The 25,607-nt window shown below is 33.3% G+C and carries 18 protein-coding genes; 5 read left to right on the plus strand and 13 right to left on the minus strand.

Annotated features, from left to right (window positions below):
* The 10 genes from clfB to isaB all read right to left on the minus strand — a co-directional run.
* Nucleotides 1-1,957, minus strand: a 1,957-nt coding sequence (clfB, locus tag HMPREF3247_RS05770) for an MSCRAMM family adhesin clumping factor ClfB (protein WP_070866202.1), incomplete at its 3' end; no start/stop codon positions are given.
* Nucleotides 1,958-2,307: 350 nt separating this feature from the next.
* The gene (locus HMPREF3247_RS05775) at nucleotides 2,308-3,012 is read right to left on the minus strand and encodes a Crp/Fnr family transcriptional regulator (RefSeq protein WP_000138214.1); all 705 of its coding nucleotides are present in this window, start codon (nucleotides 3,010-3,012) and stop codon (nucleotides 2,308-2,310) included.
* A 98-nt stretch (nucleotides 3,013-3,110) separates the two neighbouring features.
* Nucleotides 3,111-4,052, minus strand: coding sequence for a carbamate kinase (arcC, locus tag HMPREF3247_RS05780; RefSeq protein WP_000660034.1), 942 nt, complete (start codon nucleotides 4,050-4,052; stop codon nucleotides 3,111-3,113).
* A 16-nt stretch (nucleotides 4,053-4,068) separates the two neighbouring features.
* Complete coding sequence (gene arcD / locus HMPREF3247_RS05785) at nucleotides 4,069-5,499, minus strand: arginine-ornithine antiporter (protein WP_001005841.1); 1,431 nt, start codon at nucleotides 5,497-5,499, stop codon at nucleotides 4,069-4,071.
* A gap of 90 nt (nucleotides 5,500-5,589) precedes the next feature.
* Nucleotides 5,590-6,600 carry an ornithine carbamoyltransferase gene (argF, locus tag HMPREF3247_RS05790; RefSeq protein ID WP_000136162.1) on the minus strand — a complete coding sequence of 337 codons (1,011 nt, stop codon included), beginning with the start codon at nucleotides 6,598-6,600 and terminating at the stop codon, nucleotides 5,590-5,592.
* A 32-nt stretch (nucleotides 6,601-6,632) separates the two neighbouring features.
* Nucleotides 6,633-7,868, minus strand: a complete 1,236-nt coding sequence (gene arcA, locus HMPREF3247_RS05795) for an arginine deiminase (RefSeq protein ID WP_000129417.1) — start codon at nucleotides 7,866-7,868, stop codon at nucleotides 6,633-6,635.
* Nucleotides 7,869-8,044: 176 nt separating this feature from the next.
* The gene (locus tag HMPREF3247_RS05800; protein ID WP_031775727.1) at nucleotides 8,045-8,179 is read right to left on the minus strand and encodes a hypothetical protein; all 135 of its coding nucleotides are present in this window, start codon (nucleotides 8,177-8,179) and stop codon (nucleotides 8,045-8,047) included.
* Nucleotides 8,180-8,214: 35 nt separating this feature from the next.
* Nucleotides 8,215-8,664 (minus strand): arginine repressor, encoded by a 450-nt coding sequence (locus HMPREF3247_RS05805; protein WP_000748760.1) that lies wholly within the window; start codon nucleotides 8,662-8,664, stop codon nucleotides 8,215-8,217.
* Between the two features lie 366 nt (nucleotides 8,665-9,030).
* The gene (aur, locus tag HMPREF3247_RS05810; protein WP_001225027.1) at nucleotides 9,031-10,560 is read right to left on the minus strand and encodes a zinc metalloproteinase aureolysin; all 1,530 of its coding nucleotides are present in this window, start codon (nucleotides 10,558-10,560) and stop codon (nucleotides 9,031-9,033) included.
* A gap of 423 nt (nucleotides 10,561-10,983) precedes the next feature.
* Nucleotides 10,984-11,511, minus strand: coding sequence for an immunodominant staphylococcal antigen IsaB (gene isaB / locus HMPREF3247_RS05815; protein WP_001044560.1), 528 nt, complete (start codon nucleotides 11,509-11,511; stop codon nucleotides 10,984-10,986).
* A 257-nt stretch (nucleotides 11,512-11,768) separates the two neighbouring features.
* Here isaB and HMPREF3247_RS05820 point away from each other — a divergent pair, with 257 nt between their 5' ends.
* From HMPREF3247_RS05820 to manA, 4 genes are all read left to right on the plus strand, one after another.
* Nucleotides 11,769-12,227, plus strand: coding sequence for a hypothetical protein (locus tag HMPREF3247_RS05820; RefSeq protein ID WP_000734798.1), 459 nt, complete (start codon nucleotides 11,769-11,771; stop codon nucleotides 12,225-12,227).
* Between the two features lie 239 nt (nucleotides 12,228-12,466).
* On the plus strand, nucleotides 12,467-14,341 hold the full coding sequence (locus tag HMPREF3247_RS05825) for a BglG family transcription antiterminator (protein ID WP_000887025.1): 1,875 nt from the start codon (nucleotides 12,467-12,469) through the stop codon (nucleotides 14,339-14,341).
* 76 nt (nucleotides 14,342-14,417) lie between these two features.
* Complete coding sequence (locus tag HMPREF3247_RS05830) at nucleotides 14,418-16,349, plus strand: PTS fructose transporter subunit IIABC (protein ID WP_000706104.1); 1,932 nt, start codon at nucleotides 14,418-14,420, stop codon at nucleotides 16,347-16,349.
* A gap of 13 nt (nucleotides 16,350-16,362) precedes the next feature.
* Nucleotides 16,363-17,301, plus strand: a complete 939-nt coding sequence (gene manA / locus HMPREF3247_RS05835) for a mannose-6-phosphate isomerase, class I (protein WP_001173201.1) — start codon at nucleotides 16,363-16,365, stop codon at nucleotides 17,299-17,301.
* 111 nt (nucleotides 17,302-17,412) lie between these two features.
* Here manA and HMPREF3247_RS05840 read toward each other — a convergent pair whose 3' ends face one another.
* The gene (locus tag HMPREF3247_RS05840) at nucleotides 17,413-20,394 is read right to left on the minus strand and encodes a YhgE/Pip domain-containing protein (protein WP_070866203.1); all 2,982 of its coding nucleotides are present in this window, start codon (nucleotides 20,392-20,394) and stop codon (nucleotides 17,413-17,415) included.
* A 210-nt stretch (nucleotides 20,395-20,604) separates the two neighbouring features.
* Here HMPREF3247_RS05840 and HMPREF3247_RS05845 point away from each other — a divergent pair, with 210 nt between their 5' ends.
* Nucleotides 20,605-22,464: an amidase domain-containing protein gene (locus HMPREF3247_RS05845; protein WP_001125609.1), complete on the plus strand. Its 1,860-nt coding sequence runs from the start codon at nucleotides 20,605-20,607 to the stop codon at nucleotides 22,462-22,464.
* 266 nt (nucleotides 22,465-22,730) lie between these two features.
* Here the strand turns inward: HMPREF3247_RS05845 and HMPREF3247_RS05850 are convergent, their stop codons facing one another.
* Together HMPREF3247_RS05850 and sasF are read right to left on the minus strand one after the other, a co-directional pair.
* A complete protein-coding gene (locus HMPREF3247_RS05850) occupies nucleotides 22,731-23,291 on the minus strand; it encodes a cysteine hydrolase family protein (RefSeq protein ID WP_000088195.1) in 561 nt (186 codons plus the stop codon).
* Nucleotides 23,292-23,459: 168 nt separating this feature from the next.
* Nucleotides 23,460-25,367 (minus strand): cell-wall-anchored protein SasF, encoded by a 1,908-nt coding sequence (gene sasF, locus HMPREF3247_RS05855; protein WP_001566833.1) that lies wholly within the window; start codon nucleotides 25,365-25,367, stop codon nucleotides 23,460-23,462.
* Between the last annotated feature and the right edge of the window lie 240 nt (nucleotides 25,368-25,607).

The following is a 25,607-nucleotide window of genomic DNA, read 5'->3' on the forward strand; positions in this document are numbered from 1 at the left end:
CTGAATCGCTATCTGAGTCTGAATCACTGTCTGAGTCCGAGTCACTGTCTGAATCTGAATCACTATCTGATTCTGAGTCGCTATCTGATTCTGAGTCGCTGTCTGAATCTGAATCACTGTCTGAATCCGAATCGCTATCTGATTCTGAGTCGCTATCTGAACCTGAGTCGCTGTCTGAGCCTGAGTCACTGTCTGAATCCGAATCCGGATCCGGGTCTGGGCTTGGTTCCGGTTCTGGGTCTGGACTTGGTTCTGGATCTGGCGTTGGCTCCGGTTCTGGATCTGGACTTGGTTCTGGGTCAACCGGTGGCCCTGGAGTTGGGTCTTTCGGATTTACTGCTGAATCACCATCAGCACTTCCACCACCATAACGTACAACATTCTCATTATTCCAACCGAAAATACTGTAGTCTTTACCTGTCGCTGGGTCAATATTTTCTTGAATAACCTGTGTTTTCAAGTTTTTACCAGTATTATCATAGTGACCTTCCACTAATACAACATACGTTTTAGTAATATCGCCAAAATTAATACTTGCTACATTTTGGTATTTATAAGTGATTTTATCCTTAAATTCATTCGTTACTTCTTTAAGGTTAGAGTCATTTGGGTCCGCATAGTAGCTATCTGATAATTTAGATGTATCATTCACTTCAAAAATTCTCAGTTTTGTATCTGTAGCACTTACTTTACCGCTACTTTCTTCGATTTTATCTTGGTAACCTTTAATATACACCCACGTATTACCTAAAACTCGTTGCTTAGGGTTAACAAATACTGTTTGCTTGTATGTGTTTTGACCTGAAGCTGTATCTACACCAATAATTTGAGAAGAAATGTTCGCGCCATTTGGTTTATCAATACCTGCAATTGGTGAACTATAGTTATAAGTAATTTGATTGTTAAACATTTCATCCGCAATATTAATATTTGCATCATATGTTCCTGATTTAGGTGCCTTTGCTCGGTCTGTAAATAAAGGTAATGAAAATTTCCCATTAATATTTTGCTTATCATTTACATAATCCGTAAAGACAAATGTATATGTCTTAGTCAAAATATCATATGTCGCTTTTGCTACAACTTCATTTTTATCGTTTACTATGTCTGCAATTGGCATCGTATTATTTGAATTAGAATAATCCACGTCTCCATTACCAGTTAAACTATCTGGTAACTTCGCTGTAAAATAATCCCCTGATTTCACTTTATCTGTCACTGTAAAATTTGCCGCCATAAATGTGTTACCACTTTGATTAGGGTCAAATGTAGTCTTTTCTAACTTGAAATTACTTGCCGTAACTTTATCATTTACATTTGTACCTTTAGCATCAGCAGCATTTACTACCGGTTCAGCAACAGCTAAACTACGTACAGCTCTCGTTCTAACACTTGGTTTACTAGTTCCTTGCGCATTGGAAATCGTTTGTGGTGATGATTGTGGTAAATCTAATGTTTGAGAATTTTTAAGCTCACTGTTTGTTGCTATGCTATTAGCATCATTCGTTGTTTTATTATCTACTTGAGAATTTGCTTCTTGAGGAACAGTTTGATCTTGCATTTTTGCAGCAGTTGCTTGATTTTTAATTGCCGTCGGTTGAGGTGTTTCATTTGTTGAAGCTGGCTCTGTTGTAGTGTTATTGCTCGTTTGTGTAGACATTGGTTTTGTTGTGCTATCTACATTCGCACTGTTTGTGTTTGCACTAATATCAGATGTATCATTAGCAGTTGTATTTAATTGAGGTGTTTCTATCATATTGTTTTTTTCGGAATCTGCACTTGCATTATTTTTCGAAGATTGCGTTGTATCGTTCGATTGTTCTGAAGCTTGTGCTTGATGATTGCCTATCCCAAATAGTATAGTTGCCCCTACTATTACTGATGTGGTACCTACTGTAAAACGTCTAATCGAATACTTATTCTGCTTATTCGACAAATAATCAATTCTTTTTTTCAAAAATATTACTCCATTTCAATTTCTAGATTAGTCTAAATTGTATAATGAAATAAGAATTATATCAATTGCTTTTCGAAAAAAAATTACGTAAAATTTGTTTTCTTCCTATTTATATAACTTAAAATTTTCTGTTAACTAGCAAAAATCAATATACTATTTTTACACTATTACAAATTTTTTACTTTTCAAAAACTTAGAAGTTCTAAATTTTTCATCACCTTAAATTTTACTGTAATTTCAACAATCAAATTTAACTAACATTTTAAATTATTCATCATGCTAGCAAAAAAGGCCTAACGTATAAATGTACGTTAGACCTCATGTTCAACTTATTCATTTTACATTGTATATTAAACACATACATCATTGAATAAATGTTTGCTTACTAACCAATTTTTATGATCTTTAACAACAAGTTTTTCATCTTTAAGTTCATGAATAATATGACCAGCTGTTTCCCGGGAAATCCCAGCCATATCACTCATGAGTTGAATAGTTAAAAACTGTTTGATTTCATAAAATTCATCTTGATCGTATCCTACTGTCTGACATAGATGGCATATCAATTTGATAATTCGATCTTTAGCAAATTTACTTGTTAATGCCATGTTATAGTTCATGTGTTGCTGCTCATTATCATTTATTAATGCAAAAAGTGTCAAAAATATATCATCATTAGCTTTGCACAAAAAGGCCATCAATTCTCTAGGCAATCCAAGAACTGTACAATCGGTTAATGCTGTACACAATTCGTTAACCTCTTTCGGATGAAATAAGTTACTGATTGGAAATAATACTTGCTCTTTATTAAAATAACGATATACATCTCCATTTTGATTGTAATGTTCTCTAATAATGTTACCTTCAATTAAAAAGTAAATATTGCTACTTTCTTGTGGCGAAAAATAAATAACTTGGCCTTTCGTATAATGTCTGACAAAACATTCACTTTGATATGGTTGTAATATACTATATGGGATATTAATGTAATCTGCTAATGCCTTTAGTTCATGTTCTAATTTATTATTTCTACCCAAAATAAAGTTTTCTGTCATAAGTTAAACTCCTTCAAACCTTGCAAAGTGTCAGCAGACAACTTTTTCATTTGAATCAACGGAGAAACATATTTAATGTTTTGTCGCGTGATAAAGTGCTACATGTGAATGTGTGTACCTTTATTACCAATCAAAGCTTCGTATGCCTGCTCTAAATTGGTAATGATAACTTTTTTGTTTTCCCCACTTTCAACAAATCGTATCGCAGCTTCTATTTTTGGCAACATCGATCCTTCCACAAACTTACCTTGTGCCGCGTATTTTTTCAGTGTTGCTACATCAATATCATCGATTTGTTGTTGATTAGGTTCATTAAAGTTAATAAATACATTTTCTACATTCGTAAGAATCATTAAGGTATCTGCTTCAATCAGCGTTGCTAATTTCTCACTAGCAAAATCTTTATCTATAACCGCTTCAACACCTTCATAGGTATTTTCTTTTTTTATAACTGGAATACCGCCACCACCGCATGCAATGACAATATTTTTACCGTCTGCTAAAGTTCGAATTAACTGGTGTTCTAGTATAGATTGAGGTAGTGGTGACGCAACTACTTTTCTATAACCACGTCCTGCATCTTCTTTAAAGACTGAGTCTGGCTGTTCTTTTTGTAATTCTTCAACTTCTTCTTTCGTATAAAAAGGACCAATTGGTTTAGTTGGGTTATCAAATCGTGGATCATCTTTATCTACTTCCACACGTGTAACGATTGTGCCTACAGTTCTATCACTATTCATTTCAGTTAAAATGCGATTGATTTCAGTTTCCAACCAATAGCCTATCATACCCTGTGACATTGCACCACAAGTATCCAATGGCATTGCCGGCGTTGTGTCACTGTTCGATTTAGCTTGTTGGATTAATAAACTTCCAATTTGTGGACCATTACCATGTGAAATGACAATACGCGCTGGTGAATCAAATAAAGGTTTAAGGTTTTGCATCGCACATCTAATAGCTGTTTGTTGTGCTTCAGCTGTTGCTTCTGTTGTCTGTATCGCATTACCGCCTAATGCAATGACAATTTTCTCTTTCATATTTTTGTCGCTCCTTTTAAAAAACATTTATCGTTCCCATCAATAACTTAATTAACCCGATAACTGCAAGTACGATAATAATCATAAAAAGAATATAGTCTGATTTAATCAAACGTGTCTGATTATTCTTTTGAACGATTGTATAAACAAGAAGAGCTGGAATATAAAGTAACATCGTCAATAATAAGTAATTGATACCTGCTGCATATATAAGCCATATAGCATAAATTGAGGCTATGATACCAATCGTCCATTGTTTAGTAGTTGCTTGCTGTCGATGCTCTAAAGTGTATTTAACTTGGTAAAATGCACTGAACATGTAAGGGTATAAAATAGCACTTGATGCTAGTGAAAATGCAAATTGATACGCACTCTGTGTAAATAGCATACTTATTAAAAATAATTGTACTAATATATTGGTAATAAGCAGTGCATTTACAGGTGCTCCATTTTTATTTTCTTTAGCAAACCATTTTGGAAATAATCCATCTTTTGCAACAATGAAAGGTAATTCACCAGCAAGCAGTGTCCATCCTAACCATGCACCTAGTACCGAAATAATTAAACCAATATTTACAAGTGTAGATCCCCAACCACCTACAATAGTTGCAAGCACCTGTGCCATACTTGGCGAATCTAATTGCGAAATATGATTTTGCAAAATCACGCCTTGAGCTAATACAGTTAATAAGAAATAGATAATTAAAACTGATATAAGTCCTATAACCGTGGCACTACCTACATCTTTTTTATTTTTAGCTCTACTAGAAAAAATTACTGCACCTTCGCTACCGATAAACACCCAAACTGTCACTAGCATCGTACTTTTAACTTGGCTCATTGTGCTCGCCCAACTAAATGGCAATACACCCTCTGACGTCATACTGAAAAAGCCTGTTTTAAAAGTGTCAAAATTGAATGCAATTATCATGCATATGATTACAAGTAAAATCGGTATTAACTTTGCAACAGTAACAATACTATTGATAAATGCTGCTGTTTCAACGCCTTTTAAAATCAAGAAATGGACACCCCAGAGTAGTAACGAGGCGACAATAATACTTGGTAATGTGTTGCCTCCTTTAAAAATCGGGAAAAAGTTACCTACTGCTGACATCAATAGTGTTGCATAGGCAACATTGCCTAAAAACGCTGAGAACCAATATCCCCAAGCACTGATAAATCCTACAAAATCGCCAAATCCTGCTTGAGCATAACTATAAATACCACCGTCTAGCTCCGGCCGTTCATTGGTTAAATTTTGAAATACGAACGCTAATGAAATCATTCCTATAGCTGTAATAATCCAACCAATAATAATGGCTAATCCACCGGCTTTACCGCCCATATCAGACATTATATTGAACGCACCGCCACCAATCATGGATCCTATAACTAGTCCAATTAAAGAAGATTTACTGAGTTTGTTATCTCCTGATTCGTTCATATTCATTTCTCCTTTAATACCAATATGAGGTGTCTGTACATGACACTTATATCATCAGACACATCATATTCATATCGTTCCATTTAGTGATTAACTCCCCAATGTTGCTGCCATTACTGCCTTAATTGTATGCATTCTATTTTCAGCTTGATCAAACACTTTTGAATGTTCACTTCTAAAGATTTGGTCTGTAACTTCCATTTCAGCTAATCCATATTTTTCATAAATTTCTTGTCCATAAAGTGTATTTGTATCATGGAATGCTGGTAAACAATGTAAGAATATCGTTGAATCTTTACCTGTTAAATCAAACATCTGTTGATTCACTTGATAGTCTTTTAATAAATTAATACGTTGTTCAAATTCACTTTCTTCACCCATCGATACCCAAACATCTGTATATATAGCATCTGTATTTTCAACTGCTTCTGCAATATTATCCGTAATCATGATTGAACCACCATATTGACTCGCTTTTTCTTTTGCAATATCAACATATGCCTCTTTTGGATTTAATGATTTAGGTGTACAAATTCTTACATTAACACCTAACATAGCACCTGCTACCATTAATGAATGCGCAATATTATTACGTCCATCTCCAACGTAAGTTAAGTTTATTCCTTCTAGATATCCAAAATTCTCTTTTATTGTCATAAAATCAGCTAACATTTGTGTAGGATGCCAATCGTCTGTTAATCCATTCCACACCGGTACACCAGAGAACTTCGCTAAATCTTCAACAGCTTGTTGTGAAAAACCACGGAATTCAATACCATCGAACATTCTACCTAATACTTTCGCAGTATCCTCTACAGATTCTTTTTTGCCTAATTGAATATCATTTTTCCCTAAAAATTCTGGATGCGCACCTAAATCAATAGACGCAACTGTAAACGCTGCACGCGTTCTCGTCGAATTCTTTTCGAATAGTAGTGCAATATTTTTTCCAGATAAGTAGTGATGCTTAATACCGTTTTTCTTATACTCTTTTAATGTAATTGCAAAATCAATAAGTCCTTCGAATTCTGCTTTGGTAAAATCACTTTCTTTTAATAATGATCTGCCTTTTAAATCATACGGTTTTTGAATTTCTGTCATTATTTTCACCCTCGCTTCTATAATTTATTACGTTAAATGTCTTCTCTGAATAGTGGTTGACTCATACATCTAGGGCCCCCACGTCCACGTACCAGCTCGCTACCAGATATTTCAATGACTTTTATGCCTTTTTGTCTCAATAAATCATTCGATACATAGTTTCTATCGTAAGTCACTACAACGCCTGGTCTTATACATAATGTATTTGAGCCATCATTCCATTGCTCTCTAGCACCATCAATGACATCACCATTTCCTGTTGGAATGAATTGGATATCATCTATACCTAGTACGTCTTCTAAAGTATCTTTTAAATGACTAGATTGTTTGATGGCAATATCTTTATTTACGTCATCATATTCAATAATAAATATATTCATATTGCCTTCTGCCTTTAAAATGGCTGAATGCATTGTAAATTTGTCATAATCTATCATTGTAAATACTGTATCTAAGTGCATAAAAGTTCGACTAGTTGGAATTTCAATTGCTACTACTTTTTTAAACGTCGCCTGCGGATTTTCAAAAATACGTCGCGCTAACTTTTCAATAGCTTGTGCAGATGTACGTTCTGAAACGCCTATAGCCAAGACATCTTTAGATAAAACAAGTTCATCGCCGCCTTCAATATTGAATGGGCAATCTCGATCTAACCAAATTGGAATATTCGCATCTTTAAATCTAGGATGATGCTTTACAATATATTGAATAAATATTGATTCTCGTCGTCGTGCTCTCCAGAACATCCGATTGATTGTTATACCGTGTCCTATTGAGGCTTGTGGATCTCTAGTAAAATAAAGGTTTGGCATTGGATCTAAATAGAATGGATACTTATCATCCATATACTCTACTAGATGTGTACATTTCGGATTAATTTCTTCCTTACGTACCCCTGACATTATTTTATCTACAAGTTCTTGATTAGAAAGTGTCGCAAATAATGTCTTAATTTCTTCTTCATGACCTAATATTGTTTTTTTAGACTCTGCTAATACATCATCAATAAATTCACTTCTTACTTGAGGATTTTCAATACTTTCAGCTGCTAACTTCTCAAGGTAAAGTACTTCAACACCCTCTTCTCTTAGCACCTGCGCAAAATGGTCATGCTCTTTTTGAGCTACTTCTAAATATGGAATATCATCAAATAGTAATCCATCTAAATAATCAGGTACTAAATTTTCTAATTCTTTTCCAGGACGCTTAAGTAACACAGTTTTTAAAGCTCCAATTTCGCTATTTACTTTAATTGGACCATCTGTCATGTCTATTTCCTCCTTTTATCTTTGAATTCATTTAGAGTATAGACAATCTTCAAACGCTTACATGTGATTATATTCACATAAAGAAAGTCGAAAATTTCATATCTTTTTGTTATACAATACATAATAATGGATTTTTATACATAAATAAAGGTATTTTGGGTCAAAATATACATTTTTTATTCAAAAAGACCCACAAAAACACGTTGTATAAAGTTTTTTATACAGTCAAATGAATGACTATGAATTCTTTCTTTCCATAAAAAAACGCGTACACAAGTTAATATTTGGTAACTAACTTGTGTACACGTGATACGAAACTAATTTTTATTATTCATTTGATACATGTCTATTTAAATAATTTTGCATATACGTATTCTGCCATATCATTTGAGGCAGTTAAGATTAATGTAGTGTCATTTCCACTCACCGTACCTAATATCTCTTCTATATTTAGCTGATCGATAAAATAGTTTATGCCTTGGGCGAAACCAGGTGAGGTTTTAACGATAATGTATGAACCATTGATGATTGAACTTAGAACTTCATGTTCACAATAGTGTCTAAACTTTTCTCTCATCTCTTGTTCTGTTTGATTATTAATAGCTTTATAAATCCATGTTTCACAATCGATAGGGACACGATATATATTAAGTTCTTTCAAGTCTTTAGCAATTGTTGTTGCACTATATCTTACACCAAAATATTCTTCAATATATGAAATGATTTGTTCTTTTTTATAAATCTTATGCTTTTTAACTATTGTAGAAACAATTTCTAATCGTTTACTTTTCTTCATATTGTAAACTCCTTTGGTAGTTACGTTTCTTGTATTAAAAAATAAATTCATGCATGTTTCATTTATAATTTAACACTTTGTTTTGCAAAAGATAATAAAAATACATGTAAATTTTTTGTGACAACTTTTAAAATGAATTTTGTATTCTAAGTCAGCATTTAATTATCACATATCTACTACTTGTAATGATTTTAGACTGCCGAGTAGTCTTTCGGCAGACAACCCTCACACTCCTCTCATCTAATTACAAAGAGAGGGTATACCTACAAAGTCAATTATCAATGTAGGTATACCCCATATATAAGCTGTATTTAAAATTTAATTATTTATAAGTGTTTAACATTACTTCTTCTTGTTTATATATTTTTACTCCACGCCTACTTCATTCCATGCTTCATACACCTGTTCAGCTGTTTGCTCGTCATATAAATCTTTGGCCGCTTGGTATAATGCATCTTTACAATCTTTGAAGTTTGAATTACTTGTTAAGTATTCCGTTAATGCTCGGTAGTAAATTTGTTCTGATTTAGATTTCCCTATTGCTTGAATCACGTTATAAGCTGCTTTATTTGGAATTCCAGAATTCGTATGTACGCCACCATTATCTTTTTCAGTGAATACATAGTCTTTCATATGAGCTGGTTGACCAAATTGTTCTGGGTTTGACATGCTGCGTAAAGCGTCTCCCTCTTTTCCAGGTGTGTAGACATCTTCACCCATTAAGAAATCCTCGTCATCTACAAAGTATCCAAAAACATCTGAAAAGCTTTCATTTAGAGCGCCTGACTGGTCCTTATATTCTAAGTTTGCAGTCTCTTGTGTCACACCGTGTGTTAATTCGTGTGCTACTACGTCATTTGCACCCGATAAACTTGTGAATGTGCGACCATCACCATCACCATAGATCATTTTGTCACCAATCCATGCGGCATTATTTCTGTTATCTTGACCACCGTAGTTATTAACATGCGTTAATGAAACAATTGGACTACCTTGGTTGTCATATGATTCACGACCAAATGTGTCTTTGTAATAATCATATGTTTGTTTAGCGTAATAATTTGCATCTACGCCAGCACGTTGCTCATCTTTTACGAAGTTTTCATCTTCATTAGTAATCAATGTTGCTTGACCTGTTTGATCATTAAAGCTAAATGCTGATAATTTACCTTGATGCGTTAAATCTTCTAGGCTAAATCCACCGTCAATACTATTGATATTGATATCTTTTGTATCGCCAAGTACACCTTTTCCTTTACCAGTTTCTGCAGCTTCTTTAACTAAGTTCATTTTTTCTAAAATTTCGCCAGTTTGAGCATCAATTTTAACTTTCCAATGTGAAATTTCTGGTGTCACTGTAATTAACTCAACATTATAAACGTATTTATTACTGTCACCATCGATTTCAACTTTGTTTTCTTTAATGACTTTATCTTTAAGATTTTTCGCTTTATGCTTATCAATCTTAACTGCTTTAAATGCTTTGTCGGCTGCGTCATCTTTACTTAATGTCACTTTATTCGTTGGCTTTACTTTCTTCGCATCAGTATCGCCATTGATTAAAACGACTTTCCCTGATTTGTCTGCGTGTACTTTCACTTCTTTGTCAGGTGCATGAACACCATCAACACTCGGTTGCAATGTGTAATGCGTAAATCCCTTTTTATCAGTTTTTACATCAGTAACAGCGTAATCTTGATAAATATTTTTTACATTTTCGGATTTAGGCAATTCTTTTAATGCTTTGACCGCATCACTCTTTTGAGTCACCTCAAATTTAATATCAGAATTAGCTGGTTTATTGTTTGAATCAATCGCTAATGCTGCTGGTGATAAAGTGCTCAACAATGTTACTGCTGCCATACTTGTAAATGCATATCTTGAAAATTTCCTCACATTTCATTCCTCCTGAAATCTTAAAAACAGCTTATAAATAAAATATTAATTTAATTTTTCAGAAAAGTAAATGATTATTTCTATTTATTTCGATACTTTTTGTTCGTTGATTTTATTTATTGATTCTTTTCTTTTTTAAAAATGTTATCTGTAGCTAAATAAAATTTTAAAAATTGAGCTTAATTATATTTTAAAATTTATCAAGGCTTTATTTTTGTGAAAATATTAACAAATACAAAATAGTGCTCTATATACTTAATCAATGCTTGAAATATGTGAGATAACTATTTAAATAATCATGATCAAATAAACATTTTTATCAATTTCAAACAACTATGTAAGACGCAATAATCGTTATTATTTAATAAAAAAGACTAGAATGCGGTATCTCTACTCACACTCTAGCCTTAATATGCCATTATTTTATTTACTTGTTTTGTATGGTGTATGTCCAACTGTTACTTCGACAACTCTATTATGATCAACGACAAACCAGATGCCTAATGTCTTTTTAGCATTTTGATAGTAAAAAATACCGCTATCAGCTTCCTTTGTTTTACCATTTTCTTTTTTCAAGTCCTTGCCATAAGCTTTTTGGATATCTTTTAATGAAATATTATTTTTAACTACAAATTGCAATTGACTTGCTTCGTTTCCTTTTGCAGAAACACCTTTAAAAGTTTGATCATATTTCTCTACTTTTTTTATCGTATTCGTTTTAGCTAATTTAATACCATTGAATTTCACATTATCATACTTAATCGCGTTAATAAAATTCTTATCCAGAATAAAATTAGCATTATTACCAATATAACCATTATAAGTATAATATGGGGTTATTGCTGCCTGTGCCTGTTTACTTGTTGGCGCCGAATTTTCAACAACTGTTACTCCAATCAGTGTGCCCAATGCTAATGTTGCTGCTACACAAACTTTACTGGTTTTATTCATAATTATCTCTCTTTTCCATACAAATATTTTATTCCTTACACTTTTATTATAACTTTTTCAGCCATAAAAATACTAATGATTATATTTATAAATACATAACAGTTTTGTTATACTAATTGAAGTACACAAAAAACAATGAAAATATTAATATCGCCTACTTTTCTAATATTTATTTTTTAAAATGATTATGGCAATATTGAAATAAATTATTTAGCTTCACGTATCAACTACTTTTCATTAACATGGAGGCGTTATATTTGAAAAAACTTCTTATTACCATCGTAATTATCGTATTAATCGGAGCACTTGGGTTCGCAATTTATGCTGCAATAAATCATTCTACATCATCAAGTAATAACCAAGAACAAGAAAATAAAGCTACGCATAAAAAGACAGAAACCGAAGAAAATGATCAACAAGATGATAGTGCAAACAAAGCAGATAAAAATCAAAATAATGGCAATAACGATACTAATGACAATCAACCATCTTCACCGTCAAATGTTCCTAACAACCATTCAACAGTACCATCGAATACGCAACCAGCTCAGCCAAAAGACTCAAATTCAAATAAAAATAATACTCACGATGGTGGCAGTCAATCGTCAACAAACAACCAAAATAATCAACAACAAAACACACCACCTGCTAATAAATCAAATAATACCAATACGTCTTCTAAACAAACACCTCAAGCACAATCACCTAAAAATTAATCATTTACCTGATACGTCCACAAGTATCAGGTACATAAATTCAGAAGAACAGCAATATGATATTTTTCTATTTGAAATATCTTACTGCTGTTCTTTATTTGCATAATTCGCACTCTGTTAAATTCATATAAAAGTTCGCTTTAATGTCATTGACGTATGTATAAGCTCTCATGTTTAATAATATTAATACACCTTTAAAAACGCTTACACGAAAATTTTAGAAAGGAGGTACATATTAAATGCTTGATAGACACTTAAAACTACTCCAGTTTTTTATTAAAAATCCATCAAAGCACATTAGTTCTAATGAAATTGCTGAACATGTCAATGTTTCAAACCGCACAGTTCGCAATGATATCCAAGTTATCAATAGCAATTTTATGGATGATATCATCGTAAGTATTAAATCTAAAGGATATCAATTAAATACATCTCAGTATACCTTAGAAACGATAACTGAACGTTACACGCATATTCAATCATATAAAGAAAAACTATTATTATCTATGGCGTATCAACTGCTAATGCACAATAAATCGCAGACATTGCAACAACTAGAGCAAGATTATCTATTATCTAAAACTGTGCTCAACGACTATTTCGTTCGAATTCAACAATGGTGCCAAAAATTTAATATCGCTTTAACAATCAAGAAAAAACAAGGTATTGTGGTCGATGGAACAGATAATGATATCACTAATGCCATCATCCATTTAAATCAATTATCATCAGGGCATGTACATGTTGAAGACCTAATTTTAAATGAATTACCTGATTCACACCAAAGGATGATTTCGCATATTATACAAGAGACACTTCAACAACATAGTATTGAAACAACTGATATTCAAATACAACAGCTTTTAATTCATCTCATTTTAATCATTAAACGTAAGCAATCTTTAAGTGAGCTAGACACGTTAAACCACGATGCAAAATTGATATCTCAATCTTGCATTAAGCAAATCAACGAAAGATTAGGTTATGACTTGAACGAAAAAGTAATCAATATGTTTTCATTCTTTATTGCTTATCATTTTAATAAACTCGATATTGGCATAGAACGTATATTTATACAAAGTTATATTGATCGCTTAATCGAATTGATGCAGCAACGTATTCATGTACCTTTCAATGAAGATTCGATTTTACAACAAAATTTATATAATCATTTTAGTAAAGCATATTTACGTATCACTCAAAACATTTATTTAAACAATCCTTTAGTTATAGAGATTAAAAAACTCTATCCCTTTGTGTTTAACACACTTTTTGAAGCGATTGATAAATTAGCAATTGATACTGATATAGAGATGAGCGAAGACGAAATTGCATTTTTAACAATTCATTTTCAAGCTGCCATCGAGCGTCGTACCAAAACACAATTAAATGTAGTCATTGCTTGTTATTATGGTCTAGGTGTGTCGAATTTTTTAGAAACTAAAATAAATAACTTATCCGAAGAGTTGTCAGTGATAAATACGATTAAACTAGAAAATATAACACACTATCACTTTGACAATGTAGATTTATTAATAACGACCCATGATATTCCAAAACAAACGCTAAACATACTTCCTAAGCACCTGACGACTATCAAGGTTGCACCATTATTTTCTGAAGATGACCGTCACAAAATCAGACACGTTGTGAAGCAAAAGCAAAATCCGGTTCAAGCACATCATCATATGGACACTGTCAATTTCCTTGTCGTAAATACTGAACAAAAATCACGGCATACTGTGCAAATTTTTGAAGAAGCTCAAAAAATATTACAAGCACATCATGCGATTGTAGAAGGATATATCGAAACAGCTTTAGAGCGTGAGAAATCATCTTCTACATACATAGGTAATTTTATGGCGATTCCTCATGGAGATCCTGAAAAAGTTTTACAATCACATGTACTTATTTTTCGCACAAAAGATGTTTTTCCTTGGCGACAACACGATGTCAAACTTGTCTTTTTCTTAGCGATTTCGCATAAAGACAAAGCTTTTACAAAACAAATGATGCAATTAATTGCTAACTTGGATGATGATTCAGTGAACCATTTATGTAGTTTAGATGATCATAGTTTAAAGCAACAGTTATTTGAATACTTACAAGAATAATTGCCACTAGTAACGGTAATTATTCTTTTTTTTAGTATCGAGAATACGCTTACAATATAGAAAAGGAGATGATTTTATGAAAATTGTAGCTATTACCTCATGCCCAAATGGCATTGCACATACATATATGGCTCAAGAAAAGCTTGAGCAGGTAGCAAAAGAAATGGGTGTGGATATTAAAGTAGAGACACAGGGCGGTGTTGGTGCTGAAAATGTTTTAACTACGCAAGACATCGAAGAAGCTGACGGTGTCATAATTGCAGCTGATAAACAAGTTGATCTATCCCGATTTGTTGGTAAACGGTTGATTAATGAAAATGTTCGCGAAGGGATTCATAATCCGAGAGATCTAATTCAACGTATCATTAATCAAGATGCGCCTATTTATCAATCTGAAACAAATTATCATTCGAAAGATCGCGGTAAGTCTAAAAGTGGTATTCAAATGGTGTATCAACATTTAATGAACGGTGTATCGTTTATGGTTCCTTTTATCGTAGTTGGTGGACTCCTTATCGCCATCGCGCTGACTCTAGGCGGTGAAACGACATCAAAAGGATTAGTCATCCCAGATGATTCATTTTGGAAATCCATTGAAAACATTGGTAGTTTAGCCTTTAAATTTATGGTTCCAATACTAGCTGGATATATCGCTGTTAGTATCGCTGACAAGCCCGGTCTTGTTCCTGGTATGATTGGCGGCGCTATCGCTGCTGACGGTAGTTTTTATGGCAGTGATGCAGGCGCAGGATTTTTAGGTGGTATTGTTGCTGGTTTCTTAGCAGGTTATATCGCAAAGTGGATTAAAGATATTAAAGTTCCAAAAGCAATGGCACCAATTATGCCTATCATTATTATTCCCATTATTTCATCGGTCGTTGTAGGATTGATATTTATATTTTTAATCGGTGCACCAATTTCTAATATTTTTGAGGCATTAACAACCTGGTTAAAAAGTATGCAAGGTGCTAATATTATTATACTTGCGATGATTATAGGTGCGATGATCGCCTTCGATATGGGCGGTCCAGTAAACAAGGTAGCATTTTTATTTGGCTCAGCACTTATTGCTGAAGGTAATTACGCCGTTATGGGTATGGTCGCAGTTGCTGTATGTACACCACCAATCGGTTTAGGTTTAGCAACGTTTGTTCAAAAGTATAAATTCAATCATTCCGAAAGAGAAATGGGTAAGGCTTCCTTCACTATGGGACTATTTGGTATTACTGAAGGTGCTATTCCTTTCGCAGCCCAAGATCCATTGCGCATTATACCTGCAAACATCATTGGTGCAATGATTGCATCAGTCATTGCAGCCATTGGTGGTGTCGGCGATAGAGTCGCACATGGAGGTCCAATCGTGGCTGTATTAGGTGGTATTGATCATGTATTATGGTTTATCTTTGCAGTGATAGTAGGTAGTCTTGTCACAATGACTACTGTACTATTATTAAAACGCAATACACCAGTTATAGCAGTAGATGCACCAGCGCAACACACGCAACTTCATGATACAGAGGTTGACAATGTAGATAACACCGCGAAACATTCACATCACAATAAACCTTCTCATGTTTTTGATCAACAAACTATGATAATTACTGATCACGACATGTCTCGAAACGAAGCAATTGATATGTTGATTCATAAACTTAAAATTTGCCGTTATGTAGAGCACACATCGCATTTAAAAAATGCAATCCTAGAACGTGAAATGGAGTCTACGACAGCTATTGGCATGAACGTGGCCATTCCACATGCAAAGTCTGATGTTGTAAAACAACCGATTGTAGCTGTTATGAAAAATAATCATGGTGTTAAATGGGACAGTCTAGATGGTAGTCTACCTCAATTGATATTCTTAATTGCCGTACCAAACAACAGTCAGGATACACATTTAAAAATACTTCAGCGCTTATCTAAAGCGTTAATGAATGATGAGACACGCCAATCACTAATTAATGCAAACAGTACTACAGAAATTTATAACTTATTAATGAAAATATAGAGGAGTTTTAACTATGGCATTATTTTTACAACCCGTTTTTAAAGACAGAATTTGGGGCGGTCATGCATTAAAAGCATTTAACTATGATATCCCTAATGAAACAACTGGTGAATGCTGGGCAATTTCTGCACATCCAAATGGTCCTAATACAATTATCAATGGTCCATACAAGGATATGACCCTAGATCAACTTTGGTCACAACATCGTGAATTATTCGATAATGATTCACGAGATAGTTTCCCTCTGCTAACTAAAGTATTAGATGCCAATGATAAATTATCTGTTCAAGTTCACCCAGATGATGACTACGCTTTAAAACACGAAGGCGAACTAGGTAAAACAGAATGTTGGTATATTTTAGATGCAGCCCCAGGTGCTGAAATTATATATGGCGTACATGCACATAATAAACAGACGTTAATAGACATGATTGATAATCATGAATTTGACAGTCTTTTCAAACGTATACCTGTTAAGCCCGGTGACTTTTATTATGTTCCTGCTGGCACTGTCCATGCCATTGGTTCGGGTATTTTAATTTTAGAGACACAACAATCCTCCGATACGACATACCGTATTTATGACTATGATAGACGAGATCAAAATGGTCAATTGCGTGATTTGCACTTAGAGCAAAGTAAAGATGTGATTGAATTAGGCAATCATGAACCAAATACTACTCCTATAACAACTCACATCGACACACACACTGTAACTCAATTTGTAGATAATCAATATTTTGCAGTATATAAATGGGATATTCATGGAGATTTAAAATTCAATAAACCACATGCTTATTGCTTAGTTACTATTATCGATGGTACTGGTACTTTAACAGTAAACGATAAGCACTATGACATCCAAAAAGGTTCTAGCTTTATTTTAACTACGGAAGACGAGGATATTCACTTTGTCGGTAATATTAGTGCTATAGTAAGTCATCCTGGATAATAGCAATGATAACACCCGTCCCATAAAAGACAGAAATTACTATCTCTTCTGTCTAAAAACATAAAAATCCACACATTAAGGAGCTATAACCCTAATGTGTGGATTTAATTTTTATTCTGTAACGTTACTTTGGTCAACTTTTTCAGATACGCGCTTCATCAATGGATCTGTTACAGGTTTTAAAATTAAACCTACAACGAAGAATCCTATGCCAAATAACGTTAATATAATTAATTTTGTAATTAGGATTTCCGGAACAATACCGCCTACTGTTTCACGTAATGAATCAATTGCATACGTAAATGGTAAGTATGGCGAAATGTTTTGGAAAAATTGTGGCGTAGTTTGAATTGGGAATGTTCCTCCACCACCTGCAATTTGTAATACAAGCAATACGATTGCAATTGCTTTACCTGGGTTACCAAGTAATGATACGCACGTATATACGATTGAGTTGAAAATAATCGAACAGAAAATCGTTATAAGTACAAATAATACAGGTGACTCAACTCCTGCTTTTAGGATTAACAAATCTCCAACCGATACAATGAGTGCTTGCAACATACCAAGCATTATAAAGAATCCTGCCTTACCTAAGAACACTTGTCTTGTCGTTAAGACTGACTCTAGACTCTTATGTTTATTATCAACCGTTAATAAACTTACCATCAAGAGTGCACCTACCCATACTGACAGTGCAGTATAGAATGGTGTCATACCTGAACCATAATCCTTAACTGAGAAAACATCAACAGTCTTCTTATTAATAGGATTTGCAATAATACCCGCTTGCTTTTTCAAATCATTCTTAAGTGTGTCGATTAATTTGTCGACTGCATCATCTTTGTCTAATTTCTTGAAAATTTTATTCGCTTTTTTCAAATCTTTTTCAACATCAGGCAATTTATTTTGAGAAAAATCAGCTAAATCTGATAAAGCCTTTTTCGCTTGTGGCTGATTTTTATTTAGTAATCCTACCGCTTGATCATAACCATTTAATAACGTTGGTAAATTTTTATTCACACTTGCTGTCGCATTAGTTAATCGCTGTTCCAACTGTGGTAAGTCATTGCGCACAAAGTTAGCAGCTTTAGCTACATCACTTTTCACTTTCGGGAAGTTTGCTTGAGCATTTTTAACAGCACTAATGTATTGTTGTTCAATACTTGGTAATACTGTTTGTAAGCGATCAATACGTGTTTTACCATTTTTTAAAATAGCTTGTCCACTGTTAATGACTTGATCAATTGTATTTAATTTAGACTGAACATTGGATAATGCAGTTTGCCCTTTGTTCAATTCATCCATAATACGTTGTGATATTGATACTAAAGAGCTGTTAAGATCTTTTTTAACATAATCTCTAAATGATGATAATGATGAATCTAGTTTTGAAAGTTGATCTAGTAATTTAGTAGCTTCAGCAGTTCCTGAACTACCATTCTTTAATGCATTGCTTAATTGATTAACTAACCTTAATGATTCATTAATTCGATTATTAGCTGCTTTTACCTTATCAATTTCTTTTGATAAATCAACATTTTCATTCTTCTCAATCTCTTTTAATGTATCGATAAATTGTTGATTATATTGCGTTGTGTATTCTAAACCGGACTTAACATTATCTAAAGACTCTCTAAAATCAGAAGGCTTGTCCGATGCTAAAATGCCATACGAAATATTACGTAATGCCTGACTATCTTTTTGTGCGGCTTTCGCTTGGGTATCTAAATTATTTGATAATGATAATAAAGAGCCCGTTAATGCCGCTTCCATTGATTTAACATCTTTATCTGTAATGTTTTGTGTGTTCTCGTTAGCTGTGCTGACTTGTGTTGTTGTTATATCTGCAAAACTTTGACCATCTTTTTTCCCGCTTGTACTTTGTGGTGTAGTCGATACAGGCGCATTATTACTATTTGGTGCGGTATTTTGCGTAACATTATTATTTGGTGCAGTATCGCCACTTGGTGCACTTGGTGGCGTTGATGCTACACCATTACCAGCTGCAGGTGCACTATTTGATGTTTCGTTGTTCGCCGCGCTATTTTGAGGAATCTGTTGCTGGTTTCTTCGATTTAAATCTTGCGCGCGTCGAATTGCATCTTGATAATCACCGACTCTACTTCTAACTTGTGTGACGAAGCCTTTGGCATCATTTAACTGTCCATTAGCTTGATCAATACCTTGACTCGCAATGTTAAGTCCTTGATTAATTTTAGGGAACTGCGCTGGCACGTCATCAGCTGCAAAATTTAACGCTTTTTCAATTTTCGGCATATAATTATTTAAAGCTAATATCAACTTAGCCTTTTCATTAAGTTGCGGAATAGCACCATTGACTTCGTTTAATTTTTTCTGAGCATCTAAAATATCACCTTTATAATTTCCTAGTTTTCTAAAATCATTGGCATATTTATCTAAATCCGCTTGGTGGTTATTCAAATATACAATTTTATTCGCAAAGTCATTAATCTTAGGTAAAGCTTTATCTGCTGAATATACCGCATTTTTTATCTTGTTAATTGTCGGCACATTTTCTTCAATAGTTAAACCTGCTTTGTTAGCTTCTTCTAATAATGCTCGAGTTACTGTTTTATTAAATTGTTCATTCGCTTTTTCAACGACAACTGACGAACCAGTATCTGTTAGCTTAGACGCAACAGCGTTAATCTTCTGATTCACCTTAAATTCTACATCTGCTTTTTGAGGCTGCTTACGTAGTGTCCCTGTAATTTCATGTGTAAACTTAGATGGGATGTAAATACCTGCAAAATATTTACCCATTTTTATCTCATGATCAGCTTTCCCTCTACTTACAAACTGCCAATCAAAACTTTTATTTTTCTTGAGTGTATTAACCATCGTATTACCGACATTAACTTTTTTCCCTCTGATTGTGTCGCCTTTATCTTCATTAACGACTGCGACCTTGATGTGTCCCGTGTTGCCATATGGATCCCACATTGCCCATAAGTTAAACCAAGCGTAGAACGATGGCAAAATAGCTAAGCCTGCTAAGATAATCCACACAGCTGGCGTCTTAGCTACTTTCTTCAGATCCATTTTAAATAATTTAAATGCGTTCTTCATTGTCACACTCCTATGTAGGAATTATTCATATTTTTTATATATTTTTTGTAAATTAATTTATTTTTGCGTTGTGAATTAGTATAATCAATTTACTGGAAGATATTTAGTCGATTGATACCTATCAACTATTTTCAGCATACGATAAATTATAACAAATCATAGTTTATTATCACACTTAATTATTATATTTTTCAAGGGAGAATACGAAATATGCCTAAAAATAAAATTTTAATTTATTTGCTATCAACTACGCTCGTATTACCTACTTTAGTTTCACCTACCGCTTATGCTGATACACCTCAAAAAGATACTACAGCTAAGACAACATCTCATGATTCAAAAAAATCTAATGACGATGAAACTTCTAAGGATACTACAAGTAAAGATATTGATAAAGCAGACAAAAATAATACAAGTAACCAAGACAATAACGACAAAAAATTTAAAACTATAGACGACAGCACTTCAGACTCTAACAATATCATTGATTTTATTTATAAGAATTTACCACAAACCAATATAAACCAATTGCTAACCAAAAATAAATACGATGATAATTACTCATTAACAACTTTAATCCAAAACTTATTCAATTTAAATTCGGATATTTCTGATTACGAACAACCTCGTAATGACGAAAAGTCAACAAATGATTCGAATAAAAACAGTGACAATAGCATCAAAAATGACACTGATACGCAATCATCTAAACAAGATAAAGCAGACAATCAAAAAGCACCTAAATCAAACAATACAAAACCAAGTACATCTAATAAGCAACCAAATTCGCCAAAGCCAACACAACCTAATCAATCAAATAGTCAACCAGCAAGTGACGATAAAGCAAATCAAAAATCTTCATCGAAAGATAATCAATCAATGTCAGATTCGGCTTTAGACTCTATTTTGGATCAATACAGTGAAGATGCAAAGAAAACACAAAAAGATTATGCATCTCAATCTAAAAAAGACAAAAATGAAAAATCTAATACAAAGAATCCACAGTTACCAACACAAGATGAATTGAAACATAAATCTAAACCTGCTCAATCATTCAATAACGATATTAATCAAAAGGATACACGTGCAACATCATTATTCGAAACAGATCCTAGTATATCTAACAATGATGATAGTGGACAATTTAACGTTGTTGACTCAAAAGATACACGTCAATTTGTCAAATCAATTGCTAAAGATGCACATCGCATTGGTCAAGATAACGATATTTATGCGTCTGTCATGATTGCCCAAGCAATCTTAGAATCTGACTCAGGTCGTAGTGCTTTAGCTAAGTCACCAAACCATAATTTATTCGGTATCAAAGGTGCTTTTGAAGGGAATTCTGTTCCTTTTAACACATTAGAAGCTGATGGTAATCAATTGTATAGTATTAATGCTGGATTCCGAAAATATCCAAGCACGAAAGAATCACTAAAAGATTACTCTGACCTTATTAAAAATGGTATTGATGGCAATCGAACAATTTATAAACCAACATGGAAATCGGAAGCCGATTCTTATAAAGATGCAACATCACACTTATCTAAAACATATGCTACAGATCCAAACTATGCTAAGAAATTAAACAGTATTATTAAACACTATCAATTAACTCAGTTTGACGATGAACGCATGCCAGATTTAGATAAATATGAACGTTCTATCAAGGATTATGATGATTCATCAGATGAATTCAAACCTTTCCGTGAGGTATCTGATAGTATGCCATATCCACATGGCCAATGTACTTGGTACGTATATAACCGTATGAAACAATTTGGTACATCTATCTCAGGTGATTTAGGTGATGCACATAATTGGAATAATCGAGCTCAATACCGTGATTATCAAGTAAGTCATACACCAAAACGTCATGCTGCTGTTGTATTTGAGGCTGGACAATTTGGTGCAGATCAACATTACGGTCATGTAGCATTTGTTGAAAAAGTTAACAGTGATGGTTCTATCGTTATTTCAGAATCCAATGTTAAAGGATTAGGTATCATTTCTCATAGAACTATCAACGCAGCTGCCGCTGAAGAATTATCATATATTACAGGTAAATAAGTATTATATTAAACCCGTAAAATTTATAAGTATAAACAAGGAGTTCGGACTTAAACATATTTCTGTTCATAAGTCCGATTTCTTATTCAATTAAACCCGAGGCATTCAGTTCGAACGCCTCGGGTCATTTTATATAAATATATTATTTTATGTTCAAATGTTCCTCATCATATCCGTTTCAATTGCCATCTCACACATTTTATAAATATGAGCAAATGTACTTATTCTTAAACATTACTGCCGAGCTTTAATTGACGTTATATTAACTATAAACTACTTTTCCATGACTCTACGGATTCAATGTCACATGAGCGTGATAAAATTTGTTCAATAATAAAGTCATGTTTATCATCTGATCTATCACCAACAGCATCTTCTAAAACAGTAATATAATAGTCTTTATCTACACTTTCTAATGCCGTGCTCAATACAGCTCCACTTGTAGAGACACCCGTTAATACTAAATGATTAATATCATTTGCACGTAAATAAACTTCCAAGTAACTACCTGTAAATGCGCTAAAGCGTCGCTTAGAAATAATCGGCTCATCTTCTAGTGGTGCTAAGTCTTCAAGTATTCGTGTAGATGCATCTGCTTCAGTAATCGCATATCCTTGAGCTTTAATTGTTGAAAACACTTTATTACTCGAGGAGACATCATTAAAATGCTTATCTAACACTAAACGTATGAAAATGACTGGTATTCGATGTTGTCTTGCTGCTTCAATTGCTCTCTGATTCGCTTTAATAATATTTTTTATTCTAGGTACACTACTCGCTATACCTTCTTGCATATCCAAAACTAATAGCGCCGTTTTTCGAGACATCTTCATTCTCCTTTACTTCTGTAGTTCTAAGTCGTTAAATTCATTATAACGTTAAAATGATGGACAATCTATTCATTGCATTTTGCATATACTTCACAATAATTTAAGGGGGAAATAAGACGTCTTATATACTTAAAAAAATATATAGATGCTCTTCCCCCAATATAATTATGCTTTATTTTTCAACTTATTGCGTCGTGATAACCAAATCATTAGTACACCCATTGCACTAACAATTACAGATATCGGCAACCAATGTTCTTTTATCGTTTCCCCCGCTTTAGGCAAAGATACATTACCATCAGCATTTAATAATCCACTTAACAATCCATTACCTTTACCAAGTGTTAACGTCTTTTCTGGCTTTGGTGTGGGTATATCTGGAATACTGTCTAATAAATTTGATCCTTGATTCATTAAATTTGCTAACTTATTTAAATCCGTTGTTTTCCCATTTTTATTCAATCGATCTAGTAAACTTGGACGATTTACTATTGGTGATAAAATATAGTCTATATCTTTTTTCGTTTGATTGAGTCTCTTTTGTAAATTCAATAAATCATCCGCTTTACCATTCAATGCCGATTTAACTAAATTAAAAATTTTATTTTGATCTGTTTCTATTTTAGTAATTAAATCTGCCAGTAATTTTGCCTTTTGTCTTTCTATACGTGTTGCTAAAATCGTTTCAATTGCTTGTTTTTTATCTTTCGCATTATTCAAAATTGCTTTTAATATATCATCTGAAGACGTGTCGCCAGTTGATGCAAAATGTTTCTTCAATTGGTCAACGATTTGGCGATTTGATAATCCTTTATTCGTCCAATCTTTAGCCAATTTATCTGCTTCAGCTTTTCCTAATTTCGTTTGTAAAATTTGAGAAATCAATAGCGACTTATCTTGTGATTGATCAATCAATGACGTTAATAAATCATCACTCGTTGTCAGAGATAGTTGATCAATATGACGAGTAATTTGATCTGCAATTTGTTGATCCGTTTTACCATCAACACGTATATCTTTTAGAATTTTATCTGCCTCGTCTTTATTAAATATACTTTCTAAAATGCTTTGTGTAGCATACTTTTTATCATCAGTACGTGCAAGTTCTTCCAAAATAATATTTCGTTGACTTTTTATACGCTCTTTCGTCTTATTTACTTCGCTCATTAAGTCTGATTTTTGATTTTTAGGAAGTTGCGTATTTGCAATACGTTGATCTAAAGATTGTAACGTATTCAGTTTATGATATGTGTAATGTTGCGTTGAGGCATTACTTTTAGCCAATTTTTCAATCATAGCATGATTAATTTTATCGCTTCCTTGTAATTTATCAGTGAGTCGATTACTATGGCTTTGATTCTCTTCATTTGAAAGGAATTTATTTAACACAACATGTCCAGAACCATCATTATTTGGCGTTTTAGCTACTTCATGATTACTATCTGTTGTAGACACTGCTGGATCTTTCGATGCATATTTCAATGCATCTTTCGATTTGTGTATTTGCTGATTCAAATGGTCTAGGTCTTCTAACGCCTTATTTACCATTGCTTCATCATTTTTATCATCTTTTTCTCCATGTTTTGTTGTAGCCGTTTGTGACATATCATTTTTCATTGCATTAAGATCGTCCTCGCCACTTTGTTGACCCCTATCAACATTTGAAGAAACCTCATTTAAATCTTTAAGCAATTGATCTAATTTACTGTCTATATCACTTTGACCGTTCATTTCAGTGTGAGAACTTTTATTGTCTTTGCTATCCAACTCATTAGCTCGTTTTATGATTTCATCTATTTGCGATGCTGTTTTCGCTTCATTTAGTTGTGCTTTATAATGTGCTTTAGATGAAGCCGATAACTGTTTTAATTGCTCAATTTGACGAATTGCTTTGTCAACTTTGTCTAATAAATCTTGCTTAGATAATATCTCTTTTGAAATTTCAGTATCCTTTTCAGATGCAGCTTGGGCATCGTACGGCAAGATATTCGTTAAAATGATACTTGTCGCCATCATTGTCGAACACGATAACTTTACATATAATTGAAACGGTTCCCCTCGATATTTAGCCATCAATATACTCCTTCCTCACTTACTTCCTTCAAAGAATTACATACTATTATATACCTGTTTACAAGAAATTTATACTTATCTATCTAGTTATTGTTGTTAGTAATTATCTACTTATTACTTAGCTTATATTTAAGTAAACAAAACAAGCATGACGTAATATCATATTGTCCATGTCGCTTACATCATATTACGTCAAATCTTTTATATGGTGGTGTAAACTCTAGTTAACAGTTAATTCTT

Origin of the sequence: Staphylococcus sp. HMSC36A10, assembly GCF_001838845.1 — a bacterium.
In the GTDB taxonomy this organism is placed as follows: Bacteria; Bacillota; Bacilli; order Staphylococcales; family Staphylococcaceae; genus Staphylococcus; species Staphylococcus aureus.